Origin of the sequence: Paenibacillus sp. MY03, from assembly GCF_002165585.1 — a bacterium.
In the GTDB taxonomy this organism is placed as follows: domain Bacteria; phylum Bacillota; class Bacilli; order Paenibacillales; family Paenibacillaceae; genus Pristimantibacillus; species Pristimantibacillus agaridevorans.
In genome coordinates this window covers 357,503-370,529 of the sequence record NZ_MXQD01000007.1, presented here as the reverse complement: position 1 = coordinate 370,529, position 13,027 = coordinate 357,503, and the positions used below count along the sequence as shown (strand labels likewise).

Sequence of the window (13,027 nt, the reverse complement as noted above, 5' to 3'; positions counted from 1 at the left end):
CTTCGATTTGCTAGCGTTGGCGGAAGATTTCAGCAATCCGCTCTGCCGAAGGACGATGTAAGTTCGTCACCAGCGTAATCGGGTTACCTTGGGGATCCTTCAGCTTCACGACCCGGAATCGATTTCGGGTCGTGAACTTTTGTTTTCCGAGTTGGCAGGTCAAATCTTGCTCAATCGTATGTTTATAGGGACGTTTTTGTTTACGTTACTCAGGTTGCTGCAGTACCGTGTTGTTTTTACCCGGATGACAAAATGCTGCCGTTGTACTTGCTCCGTGTAGGCATCGAACTGTTTGTGCTTCCCGTATGCACGATCCGCAACCAGAATGAAGTTCGGGTCTGTCACCGCAGTGCACCTGGTCGAATCGTGCTGTTTTCCCGTCGATTCCGTTACTCGGTGGAGTTCGCCTGTCTCTGTCAACAAAGACACGTACAGCTTAATGCCGCTCTTATCTCCTTTGGCCGATGGTGCCCAAGGCAACCGATTGTGGCCGGCAGAAATGGTAGTTGAATGCACCGCAAGCGGCTCTTTCGGAATTCGAAGGCGTCTGCGAGTAGTGCGACTGCATTTATGAATGAGTAGATGAAGCAGTTGCTTAAAGACGTCGAACGGAACATCCTTCGCTTTTTTGGAGATTGTAGAGTGATCCGCTTTGGGCAACCCACAGGCGACCATTCGCTTTTCTCCGTCCCGATAGCCATCCCATTGCCTGAGCGCCGCTTCAGCAAGACAAGTAAAGAGGTTGTAGACTGTAAATTTCCTCGCTTTATCAACATAATTGGCTTGTTGCAACAGGAGCTCTGTCTCTTCTTGAGAAATAATGGATTGCAGAATAGGCGCCAGCATTGTACGATGATTCATGAGACCGTCTCACCTTCCGTAGAGTTTGTAGGGGTACAAACACTATACCGAAATGAGCGGTCTTTTTGCTACCATTTTTTTGATAATTAACAGGCGTACACTAGTTTACTTCTGTAAAACGAATACAGTCTCAGAAAAATACTACCCAGTCCCGGCATGGAGATTGAAATACTTATGCATCTTCGCAGTTTGAAGAAGACGTGCAGAGTGGAGTGCTAAGATAAAAATGCAGTCTAAAAACCCCCTCATATGAAATAAAATGAAAGCTGACGAGGGGATGAGAGACAATGAATCGATACGACAAAGCATTCAAAGAAAAGGCAGTAAGACTGAGTGATGAGATTGGACCAAAGAAAGCCGCTGAGCAGTTAGGCGTCAGGTCAAACCTCATAAAAACAGTGCTGGTGCTTAATAAACGCCGAAGGACACAAAATCAGCATATCGGCGTCAGTCGTGGTGGAAAGACAACCAAACTTCATACGGTCATCGATGGATTTGGGGGCCCATCGCTTTTCTTCTGACAGGTGGTCAAGTCAATGATTTTGTTCCTGCGATTGATTTACTTCAGAATCTTGATATTACGGTAAGCCATATTCATGGCGACCGAGCCTACGTCTCAGAAACAATTTGCAATTGGATTACGACTAGGCAGGCATCGTACACCATTCCACCTAAAGCGAATAGTTAGAATCCATGGAACGTCGGTTGGAACCGCTACAAAGAACGGCACTTGTTAGAGTGCTTCTATTAAATAGCGTCATCAGTATCTGAACCTATGCTTCATCGTCACCTGTGAAGATACGTACGATTGCGTACGATTACGTATATCTGCGTAATATCTGTTAGTCATCGTGCCTCGTTACTCCGATATGGTTTTGTACTAGATGTTCAGCAATTGTTTTCTTCGCTTCATTCTCATCGTACTTCATGTCTGTTTTAAGAATGCCAAACATTTCAACAATGGATTTCTTCTTGGGTCTCACATGACAACTTCGCCATCTTTATTTAAAAGTAGAGCTAGTCGGTCTCCTTTGCCAATGTTCTCTAAGATCACTTGGTATAGTTAGTTGCCCTTTTTCTGTCATCTTCTCTGATAACAGTTCTGTCATATTACCACCCTTTCAAATGTATTGTTTTAAACATGACGAACTGTCGCACTTAGCTTGACAATCCGTCATTTAAAAAACAGCTCGATAAGGATAGCTTCGATCAATGTTTTTATGACGGGGCAAGAAAGACTTGTGGAACGCATCAATTTCACTGAAATTAGACAACATGCAGATGCCATCTTGCGTAATGAACGAATATTTCTTGAGAATCAGGGATATGAATTTAGATTAAGTCGAAGTTTTGATGAATATCTTGGAGATCACCATATGGAATTCCTTTCTTACGTCCAGCTTGTGTCTTCATCCTTAGAGTTACTAGATTCAGCTGACAATTCCAGCGTATATATTGATGTCCTTCGATCGGCTTTTACAAAGGAAGAGCTCGAAGTGATAGCTATTTATGGGATATGGTCATCCGATAGTTTAATTGGATTAATTGTTAAGCTCCATTTACTTCGTAACTACAGACCAACAGGGCTAAACAAAGTGGATTAAAAACGCTCTTGTAACCTGTATGCCCATGAATGACGAACATTGGAAAGCCGTATGAGGGAAAACCTCGCGAACGGTTTGATGAGGAGAGGCTGGGTATTGCGCAGCCCTTCACTCTAGCGAATGAAGTTCGTGATCTGGATTACCAGACTGCCCTCCAACAACTAATGACGTTATTCCTAAGCTTGGCTGGAGTAACGAGCAATGTTGGTAAACAAACCGTGTTGTGTCAACTCCAGCAGTGGATGGCTGATTTGCCCTTGTACATCAAGGGTATGTTCGGTAATTTATGCTGCGAAAGTTGAGTAATTAAAATATGGTTTTCTCGCGGGGACGGTTACAGCAACTTAAGCGTGCCGCCGAATTCCATTACGCCTGAACGGCGGTATTCTGAAGGGGAGACGCCAATGATACCATGGAACACCTTGCCGAAATAGCCTAGATCGATGAACCCGCACCTAACGGCGATATCCTTAATCGGAATGCGGCTTTGGTGAAGCAGCAACGCGGCCTCCTCGATTCGTCTCTTGCGCACATATTGAATAGGGGTCGTATAATAAAACTCAAAAAATTTTTTGCAAAAATGATGTTTGGTTACCCCGGCCATCTCGGCTAGTCGATCAAGCGCAACGTCCTCCATAAAGTGATCCTCTATCCATGCGGTCACGCGAGTGTATTCATCCGGAATTACGCGCCTCGGCATGCCTCCGACCGTTCTCCGTTTAAGAACTGTGAGCAACCACTCGTATAACCGCACCGAAATATCCCACATATCTCCAAGAGTTCCGGCAGCAGCAGACTCGTAAAACGACACTAGCTTAGCAATCGTTTCCGATTCGGCGCTGAATTCGGCAACGGCTTCCTCGGATTCCAGCCATTCCTGCCATAACGCCATCGCCTGAATGCCGGCTAGACGTATCCAGATAAACTCCCAGGGTTCTTCTGACGATGGGTCGTAATAATAGCGGTGACGACCGGGAACGATGGCAAAGAAAGCTTTTCCTCTACCTACCTTGTGGGTACGGCCTCCATAATTAAATCGGCCTTCGCCTGAGAGGGTGTATTTAAAAATGACGCCTTCGCCTTCACGCTTCATACCATCCCATCCGTAGCCCGGTCTATCGACTGATTGCCGGCCAATGGAAATAAGTCGTAAAAGATCTGGCCGGGGAGGCTCTAAGTATTTGTAATTATAAGCATTATGAATCACAATATAATCCCACTCCGATCACTTATTTTCTATTGAATTAAGGCCTATTCTTATCTATATTGATATTAATTATATACCATCAAAGGATAGCGGGCTATCCGTAGGAGACAAATCGATGAGAGAAAGCGTGAAGGTCGGAATGATCGGCTTAGGCAAACGAGGCATGTCGATTCTGACAAATGTCATATTAGGTATGAAGGATGTCGAGGTCGCTGCGGTCTGCGATGTTTACGAGGATCGATCCCAGCAAGGTGCGACTGCCGTAACAGAGGCGGGAAGAGCGCGGCCGCTCTTATTCAAGGACTATAGAGAATTGCTAGCCATTGCCGAGATCGATGCGGTCGTCATCGGCGCCTCATGGGCCGAGCATACAGATATGGCCGTTGCGGCCATGGAAGCGGGCAAGTACGTGGCGAGCGAGGTAGGGGGCGCTTATTCCGTCCAGGAATGCTGGAGATTGGTGGAGACGTACGAGAAAACAAAAGTACCGTGCATGATTATGGAAAACTGCTGCTACGGAAGAGATGAATTGATGGTCCTTCATATGGTCAAGCAAGGAGTGTTCGGGGATATCGTTCATTGCTCAGGCGGTTATCATCACGATCTGCGCCGGGAAATCGCCGATGGCAGCGTGAATCGCCATTATCGCATGCAGCAATATATTCATCGCAACTGCGAAAATTATCCGACACACGAGATTGGACCGATCGCGCAGATTCTGGGCATCAACAGAGGCAATCGGATGGTCTCGCTTGTATCGATTGCCTCCAAGGCCAAAGGCATGCAGGCTTATATCCGGCATAATCGTGAGCCGGATCATGAGCTTGCCCAAACGGAATTTATGCAGGGCGACATAATTACGACAACGATCAAGTGCGCGCTAGGCCAGACGATTACGATTACGTTGGATACAACGCTGCCGAGACATTATTCTCGAGGATTTACGGTAAGAGGAACAACAGGCATGTATTCGGAGGACAATCATTCCATCTTTATCGACGGGCAGCATGATGCGCACGAGCATGACTGGAAAAGCCAATGGGGCAATGCGGAAGCTTTCCGGGAGCAATACGAGCATCCGCTCTGGAAGCGATACATGGAGGAAGGAGTTAAGGAAGGCCATGACGGGATCGATTGGCTCGTTTTCTCCGACTTTTTTGAAAGCGTCAAGGAGAGGAAGGGCACGCCGCTTGACGTCTATGATATGGCGTCTTGGATGAGCATTGCGGCTCTGTCCGAGGATTCCATCGCCATGGGTGGACATCCCGTCGCGATTCCGGACTTTACGAACGGCAAGTGGATTACTCGGTGATAGGAGACCAAGGAGGGAAAGAATAAATGACGCAAGAACAACAATTGACGCTGGAAACCAGAAGTTTAAGCTCTCTATCCAAGGTATTCCCCAACGAGGCGCTTGCCGACATTCCGTATGGCCGTTCCGAGGCGTTGCTTAACGAAACGTTCTCCTTTTAAGTCGCCTATCGCGCCGACTTGAGAAAGAAGAAGTTAAGAGTAACCTTCGAAGCTCCTCTGGCCGAATGCATTACGGTACTCACAGTAGGATTGGCTCCATCGACGAGCCGCATCTAGAGCATTTGGAATCGTACAGGAAGGCTAACGAAATCATAAGTGCTCATTTATCCGAATTTCCGATTATCGACACGTTATCGAATTATGCGTTCTACGAGACCGGCTTGGTCAATCGGCCCATCCCCGGGTAGCAATCATATCGATCCGTTTCTAGAGAGCGGCGTGCCGAAAATATAGAAGTATTTTTGCTGCAGTCAGTACCGGGAAGTGTCCAATTGGTTCTTCTCAATGCCGTCCGCCAGGATCCGGATCTTAGCCGTCCAGCTGTACAAGTTTCTAGACTCGCATTTTAAAAAAGGAGATTAACTACTATGATTATCCCTCAACGTTCCAAGCTCGTAATGATTGGTGATTCGATTACGGATTGCGACAGAGTAAGACCGATAGGCGAAGGCAAAGGCGACACTTTGGGTCATGGGTATGTTTCCCACATTAATGCGTTAATAGAAGCCACGTATCCTTTGCATGAAATCCGTATCGTCAACATGGGGATAAGCGGAAATACTGTTCGCGAGTTAAAGCAGCGTTGGCAATCCGACGTCTTGGATTTATCTCCGAATTGGCTGTCCGTTATGATCGGAATTAACGATGTTATGCGACATTTCAATCGCCGCCACTTGCGGGAGATGCATATTTCTGTACAAGAGTACGAAAATACGCTGGATGAGTTGATTAGCTCTGCCAAACGAAGCACGGTGGAAGGTGTGATCCTAATGACGCCATTCTTCATAGAACAAAATAGCAGCGATCGACTTCGCGAGATGACGGACATCTACGGAAAGGTGGTAAAGAGAATTGCTCTGCGTCACGACGCAATATTGGTTGATGTGCAACAGGCTTTCGATCGATATTTGGAGCATCATTATTCGTTGGAAATCGCCTCAGATCGGGTGCATCCAACACAAACCGGAAATATGATTATTGCCCGTGCATGGCTACAAGCTTTAGGTTATTCTTGGGAAGCTTGAGCCGATTACTTCTGATCAAGTTCATTCGAAAAACGTTTATGAATAAATCCTCCTCAGAAGTCATGGCTGAGGAGGATTTTATGAGTTAATGGATCGTAAGATTTGTACTTCTAGAATTGTACCATTGTATTGTAGTCGTTTTTGAAGTTTTCGGGTGTTCACTGTAGGTCTTGATCGTATATACGGAATGAGTGCTGCCTTACTGGAAGCGAATTTGCACATTTATAGCTTACATGATTTTCACTAGCTGCAGTTGTTAATAGAATTAGTTCTGACAAGCAATAAGTCTAGAAATCAGCCTTTAATCGCCCCGATCATAACGCCTTTAACAAAGTATTTTTGCAGCATTGGATACAGACATAGGACGGGAATCGTCGCAACGATAATGGTCGCATACTTGATCGTTTCCCCAACGGGCATTTTGTCGCCGCCGCCTACGCCGGTCATCATGGAGTCCGTGCTGTTGGTAATCAGAATTTCGCGTAAAATAAGCTGAAGAGGATACAAATCTCTGGCACGAATATAGATCAAGGCATTAAACCAGGCATTCCAATGGGCCACGCCATAAAATAAGATCATAACCGCCACAACAGGCAGGGAAAGCGGAAGCACAATCCGGAATAAGACGGTAAAATCGTTGGCGCCATCGAGCTTGGCCGATTCTTCAAGACTGACGGGGACCCCCATAAAGGCCGTGCGCATAATAATCAGATTATACGCGCTCATGGCTACCGGCAAGATGAGAGCCAGACGGGAATTCAACAAGCCTATATCATTGACCAGCAGGAAGGTCGGAATCAGGCCGCCGTTAAAAAACATGGTGAATACAATACCGAACATAATCGGATTTTTCCACATGACATTTTGCCTGGATAAGGCGTAAGCGCCTAAAGAAGTCATCAATATATTAAGGGAAGTGCCTGCGACAACAAGAATGATTGAATTGATGTATCCAGTCAAAATCGATGGGTTTTGAAATACCAGCTTATACGTGTCAAGAGTAAAGCCTTGCGGCCATAAAATCAGGCCGCGCGTTTTCACGATCCAGGCCGGGTCGCTGAACGAAGCAATGAGCACATACAGGAAGGGATACAGGGTAACGCATGATAATATAAACAGGAATGTCACATTGCCGGCATCAAACCATTTCTCGCCCGAGCTTCGTTTCGTTATCACTTGTCCTCGCGTCCTTTACCACAGGTTATTTTCACTTCTTCGGCTGACGGCATTGGCAATGACCAACAAGATGAAGTTAATAATCGAATTGAACAAGCCAACCGCTGCACTATAGCTGTAATCGGCTTCCAGAATTCCTTTCCGATACAGGAACGTACCGATCACATCCGCTGTTTCATAGGTTGAGCTGTTATACAGAAGCAATATTTTCTCTGTCCCTACCGTCATAAAGTTGCCGATTTGCAAAATAAGCAAGATCACGATCGTAGACATAATACCTGGCAACGTGACGTGAAACGTTTGTTTCCATCGACTAGCGCCGTCCACACGAGCCGCCTCATATAAGGAAGGGTCAATGCTCGACATGGCGGATAAGTAAATAATGGAGCCCCAGCCGACACTTTGCCATATATTCGATGAAATATAAATTGTTCGAAACCAGCTGCTTTCGCCCAGGAGGGCGCGGCGCTCAAAGCCGAGGGATGCAGCCAGATCATTGATCAAACCATCACGCGCAAGGAAGTCGACCAATATTCCACAAATAACAACAATGGAAATAAAGTGCGGCATATAGGTGATCGTTTGCACCATCCGTTTGAATTTGTTGCTGCGCAGCTCGTTAAGCAGAAGCGCTAAAACAATGGAGGCCGGGAAAGCAAACAGGAGTTCATACAAGCTAAGTAATAACGTGTTGCGCAATAATCTCCAAAAGTAATAGCTGTTAAAGAAGCTTTCAAAGTGCTGGAAGCCTACCCACGGACTTCCCAATAAGCCGGCTCCCGGCGAAAAGTCTTTAAAAGCAATCTGTAAACCATACATCGGAAAATACAGGAAAACAACATAATAGGAAACGACGGGAAGCAACATGAGATATACATAACGATTTATTTTCAGGTCGCGCCAGGCACGGTGTTTAAATGCATTTTTATCAACGATTGACACAGGGGACCCCGTATTTTTTTTCTGCATTGGCAACATTGCGAACCCTCCTGTGGTGATGGTATACATATGGGCGATGGCTCCAGAAGGGCCCGGAGATCGGGAACACGAGTTCCAGATGAGCCCTTCGTGAGCAGCACGTGAACGAATAACCGCTATTGCCGAGAGTTAAATCGATCCAGGGCAGCCTGATTGGCGACGATGGCTTCAGCGATTCCCATCTTTTCAATGGTTTTTACAAAATTGTCAAAGTTATCGATAGGCTCAACGCCCATGATGAATTTATTGACCATTTCATCACGATAGGTTTTGACATCGTTCATAATAGATGATGTCTTCGAGCTTTCTTCCGCTGTCAAAGTAAGCGGAGGCAAAAGCTTGGAGTGATCGGCTTCGGACCAGATTTTGTTCGCGTCGCGCTGTTGTTGCCGTTCATAATATTGCTCCAGATAGTATTTGCTTTGAACAATCGGGCCGCTCCAATTGGCGATAAAATATTTGGCCATCGCTTGTGTAATGGGAAGTCCGTCAGGGTTGTTCATTATGATATCTGTATAGGTTGGATATTCCCCGACCATATTGTAGCTCTCGCCCTCAATGCCGAAATTGAACAATTTATGCCCCTCTTCGCCATATTTATAATCAAGCCATTTGATGATTTTTTCAGGATTTTGAGCGGATGACGAGATCGCTGCACCGATTCCAGAGAACGGATAATCATAATGTCCTAAGGAAGTGCCTCCCGGCTCAAGGGATGGATAAGATGTTCCGATCAATGAAAACTCCGGATTTTCTTCGATCTTCAAGTCGATATAACGCCCCATACTGCTTCCTGGATAGCCGGTAAACGAGCCAAGCTGATCGCCCGTTACTTTAGCGTCTCTCAGCTTGCCATCGGTAGTTGAGAAATCAGGGTCGATCAAGCCTTCTTTATACCATCTGGCCATTGTTTCCAAAAATTCCTTGAATTCTGGTTGAATGGCGCCATAATGAACGGTATTGTTCACTTGGTAGAACGCAGAGGAGATCCCCCAGGCGCCTATGAGGAAGTGAGTGCCATCAATCTCTGGCAGTTGGAATAAGTAAGGGATTTCATCTTTTTCGCCATTATTATTTGGATCGCCATTGCGGAAAGCAGTCAGTACCGTTTCCCATTCTGCAATCGTTGTTGGCGCGGATAAGTTCAATTTCGTTAACCAGTCTTCGCGAATAATGGGTCCGCGGGTGATGGACAGGCTTTCGTCGCCAAGCAAGAACGGCATAACATAAATATTTCCTTCATCAGTTGTTATCAACTTGCGGAATCCCGGATTGTCATTCAGTATTTTCGTTAAATTAGGCGCATGCTCTTCAATAAGCTCGTTGAGTCGGATTATTCGATTATCTTTGATTAAGCTATCGGCGCCTTTCGAAGCATTTCTCCAGTTATATTCGATGACATCGGGCATTTCTCCAGATGCAATCATCAAATTAAACTGATCTTTTTCTTGACCGACTGGCGGATGTTGGAACTTCACATGTGTACCCGTCAGTTTCTCTAATTCCTTATAAGCGGCTATTTCATTAAAGTCTTTCATGGTCGCCGCTACGTTTGTACTCAAACTTACCCAATAATTAATTTGTTCCGGATAACCAACCTCAGTCTTGCTTTCATTTGTTTGATTGCCAGTGCCAGCGCTCTGATTGTTGCTGGTGGTTGTAGTTGCCGATGGATTATTGGCAACATTGCTGTTGCAGCCTGATGCAAGCAGAGCTAGGATCAGCATCCCGATGACACCAATCAAACCATTTTGTTTGCGTACTTTCCTTACTTTCATTTTGTAACCCCCTATAAAGTTGTGATAACGTTATCAAATGCGATTCGCAAATTTAGTATAGAGCGAATTTAGTATGCTTGCCTACAATCATCCTAATAGCGCACTAACCAATTATGATATTTTGTGCTATCAGAACCTCGTTGGCACTATCTTCTTGGTTGATCATATAAACAAGAGATTGCAGGTTGCCTACCGAGGGGATGGATATGGTATAGTCAACTTGAAAAAAGGGCATGCCCTAAACACACTATGGAGGTGTACAGTTATTCCACAACGTCGAGCGCTTTGTGATTGGCATGGATGAAGTAAGTCTGTCATAAAAATCAGGTATTTAACACGTAGGGAGTGAAATTGAAGTTATGGGCAAACGAAAAAGAGTGTTTTGGACACTCTGGTTATCTTATATCGTCATTTTGGTCATTCCAATAACAATATCGATCTATTTGTACTCCACTATTAAAAACGTCATGATTGACAATGCCAGTCGTTCCAATTTTGCGATGCTTGAGCAAGTAAGACAGGTGATTGATAGTCATATGGAGGAAATCGATCAGTTAATCGTACAGATATCATCGCATCCGAAGCTGCAGGCTTTATGGAATATCGATGAGGGAGAAGACTACATTCTCTACACAGAAGCAGTCGCCACACTAAAGAATATTCGATTTGGAAACGGTTTTATTGAAGATTTTTATGTTCATTACAAGAATGGCGATACGATCCTCAAGCCGGCGTTTAAGACGAATGCGGAAACTTATTTCTCTAAAGTTTCCCAATACGGTTCATACACCACCGAGGAAGTGAAAGAAAAGCTGTTGTCAGGTTATCATTTTAAGAGCTTTATGCCCTCTGAAGCCATATACGGTGAAACTTCTCCTAAGAATGCTATTGCAACTGTCGTTTCATTACCGCTTGGAGAGCTTCAAAATATACGTTCAACTCTTGTTATGCTGATCGATGAACAGCAAATATTCGATCTGCTTAAGCAGATCGAATGGGTAAATCGAGCCTCGATGTATGTGTTGGATCATACCGGCAAGGTCCTGTTATCTTCAACAGGCGAATATGTTCTGCCTGAAGGAGTGATGGAGCAAGCGGCAGTATCCGGTTATCACAGCTTTGTTCTCAATGGGGAGGAGATGATGCTATCATCGACGAAGGGGACGAAGGGGTGGCAATTTATATCGCTAGTTCCAAAAGAAGTGGTGTTGCAGCCTATTACTAACATTACATACGGAGTCATTTCTTTATTTGGTATTGCTGTTCTAATTGGCACGCTTGTTGCTTATTGGATGGCTTATCGCAGCTATGGTCCGATTCGCGATATGGTAACAGTATTGGTGAAGGGGAAGGGAAAAGCTGCTGAGGTCGCCGTCAATGAATATGATTTCATCAAATCGTCGATTAAGAACAATATGGAGGAGAAGGAAAAGCTCCGGCTTATGCTTGCCGATCATGCCCCCGTTGTATTGGCGCATTTTTTGAATCGTTTGTTGAACGGACAAATTGAATCCGAGCAGCTTGAGCAAAGTGATCTGGAGTTTATGGGTCTAAGTTTGCCGTACAGATTAAACTGCGTCATATTGGTCACTTGCGATGATTCCAGCCAATTCCGCAAGGAGGACAGTGAACGAGAGTGGGCGCTTGTCCGGTTTATATTGTTAAACCTGTGCGGAGAGTTAATGGAAGGCAAGGGCTACGTGGTGGAGACGAAGCGTAATCAATTGGCGCTAATGGTGAATATGTCGGATAACGCGGAAGAAGCCGTTCAATTAAGAGAAGCGATTATTACAGATCTGAAGAAAGTAACCGAAGACCGTTTCCGCATGAAAATTACGATTGCCTCCAGTATGCTGCATCAAGGAATGGAGAGCTTCGGCAAGTGTTATACAGAAGCGACCAGCGCATTGGATTACAAAATCGTTCACGGCATTGGTTCGATTATTTATTATGAGCAAATTAAGGATTTGGAGCATAGCTACTATTATTATCCAATGGAAGAGGAAGTACGACTTATCAATTATTTGAAAAACGGCAATTACGATGAAGCCGAACGATTGTTGGATATGCTGTATGAGAAAAATAAAACGGCCGGCGAGCTGACTTCGGAGATGGGAAAATTTCTAATCTTTGATCTGCTCAGTACGGTTATTAAAGTTATGGAAGCTTTGAAAATAGACGGAAGGCAGCTTCTTCACGGAATAGACCCCATCCATTCTATTATGGATGGGGCCTCCATGCAAGAAATGATCATTAGAACCAAACAATTATGTAAATTGATTTGTGCAAGGGTGGAGGACGCAAGGCAAGAACAGCTCGATGAGTTTAACGAACAAATTAAAGAATATATAAGCAGCCATATATTGGACGATAGTTTGAGCCTGACTTCCATTGCCGATCACTTCAATATGAATTCGCAGTATATTTCAAGCTATTTCAAGAAACAGAACGATGTCAATGTTTCGGAGTTTATTACGGCCAAGCGTATGGAAGAGGCGAAGCTGATGTTGCGCCATTCGGATTGGAGTGTTATGCAAATTGCTCTCAAAATATGTTATGCCAATGATATTGGTTTTATAAGAGCGTTCAAAAAGTACGAAGGAATTACACCAGGGAAGTATCGCGAAATGGTTCGCAATCTTGCCGATCAAGAGTCTGGGACATCGGAGCGATAGAAAACGAAATATATATAACTTGAAGCGGTAAAGATAGTCGCAAGAATGTCCTCCGGATAGTGAGGGGAAAAACTGATTATATACGTGCGCGACCACTTCTTGTAGATTAAGAAGTGGTCGAACTATGTACTGCATCATGTACGATCGTCATCAAAAAATATGTCGGAAAGGGGAGCAAAGTTTCATTGAA

At 44.8% G+C, this 13,027-nt stretch carries 11 protein-coding genes; 6 read left to right on the top strand and 5 right to left on the bottom strand.

Annotation, left to right across the window (positions count from 1 at the left end; genetic code table 11):
* Positions 1–159 precede the first annotated feature (159 nt).
* Positions 160–861 carry a transposase gene (locus B1748_RS09075; RefSeq protein WP_087567567.1) on the bottom strand — a complete coding sequence of 234 codons (702 nt, stop codon included), beginning with the start codon at positions 859–861 and terminating at the stop codon, positions 160–162.
* 287 nt (positions 862–1,148) lie between these two features.
* On the opposite strand from B1748_RS09075, the gene B1748_RS37965 reads away from it, so the two are divergent.
* Together B1748_RS37965 and B1748_RS37960 are read left to right on the top strand one after the other, a co-directional pair.
* A complete protein-coding gene (locus B1748_RS37965; RefSeq protein WP_087567566.1) occupies positions 1,149–1,382 on the top strand; it encodes a hypothetical protein in 234 nt (77 codons plus the stop codon).
* Entirely contained in the window at positions 1,355–1,549 is a 195-nt protein-coding gene (locus tag B1748_RS37960) for a transposase (RefSeq protein ID WP_179215492.1), read from the top strand. The genes B1748_RS37965 and B1748_RS37960 overlap by 28 nt, the downstream gene beginning before the upstream one ends.
* A 1,250-nt stretch (positions 1,550–2,799) precedes the next feature.
* On the opposite strand, the gene B1748_RS09055 is transcribed toward B1748_RS37960, so the two are convergent.
* Positions 2,800–3,558, bottom strand: coding sequence for an AraC family transcriptional regulator (locus B1748_RS09055; protein ID WP_087567563.1), 759 nt, complete (start codon positions 3,556–3,558; stop codon positions 2,800–2,802).
* A gap of 229 nt (positions 3,559–3,787) precedes the next feature.
* On the opposite strand from B1748_RS09055, the gene B1748_RS09050 reads away from it, so the two are divergent.
* From B1748_RS09050 to B1748_RS09045, 3 genes are all read left to right on the top strand, one after another.
* A complete protein-coding gene (locus tag B1748_RS09050; RefSeq protein WP_087567562.1) occupies positions 3,788–4,984 on the top strand; it encodes a Gfo/Idh/MocA family protein in 1,197 nt (398 codons plus the stop codon).
* A 26-nt stretch (positions 4,985–5,010) separates the two neighbouring features.
* Positions 5,011–5,145: a hypothetical protein gene (locus B1748_RS37385; protein WP_256975589.1), complete on the top strand. Its 135-nt coding sequence runs from the start codon at positions 5,011–5,013 to the stop codon at positions 5,143–5,145.
* Positions 5,146–5,573: 428 nt separating this feature from the next.
* Complete coding sequence (locus B1748_RS09045; protein ID WP_087567561.1) at positions 5,574–6,230, top strand: SGNH/GDSL hydrolase family protein; 657 nt, start codon at positions 5,574–5,576, stop codon at positions 6,228–6,230.
* A gap of 294 nt (positions 6,231–6,524) precedes the next feature.
* Here B1748_RS09045 and B1748_RS09040 read toward each other — a convergent pair whose 3' ends face one another.
* From B1748_RS09040 to B1748_RS09030, 3 genes are all read right to left on the bottom strand, one after another.
* The gene (locus B1748_RS09040) at positions 6,525–7,406 is read right to left on the bottom strand and encodes a carbohydrate ABC transporter permease (RefSeq protein WP_087567560.1); all 882 of its coding nucleotides are present in this window, start codon (positions 7,404–7,406) and stop codon (positions 6,525–6,527) included.
* A gap of 15 nt (positions 7,407–7,421) precedes the next feature.
* On the bottom strand, positions 7,422–8,375 hold the full coding sequence (locus tag B1748_RS09035) for an ABC transporter permease (protein ID WP_087567603.1): 954 nt from the start codon (positions 8,373–8,375) through the stop codon (positions 7,422–7,424).
* 125 nt (positions 8,376–8,500) lie between these two features.
* Positions 8,501–10,162 (bottom strand): extracellular solute-binding protein, encoded by a 1,662-nt coding sequence (locus tag B1748_RS09030; RefSeq protein WP_256975587.1) that lies wholly within the window; start codon positions 10,160–10,162, stop codon positions 8,501–8,503.
* Between the two features lie 359 nt (positions 10,163–10,521).
* Here B1748_RS09030 and B1748_RS09025 point away from each other — a divergent pair, with 359 nt between their 5' ends.
* Positions 10,522–12,837 carry an AraC family transcriptional regulator gene (locus tag B1748_RS09025; RefSeq protein WP_087567559.1) on the top strand — a complete coding sequence of 772 codons (2,316 nt, stop codon included), beginning with the start codon at positions 10,522–10,524 and terminating at the stop codon, positions 12,835–12,837.
* Positions 12,838–13,027 lie beyond the last annotated feature (190 nt).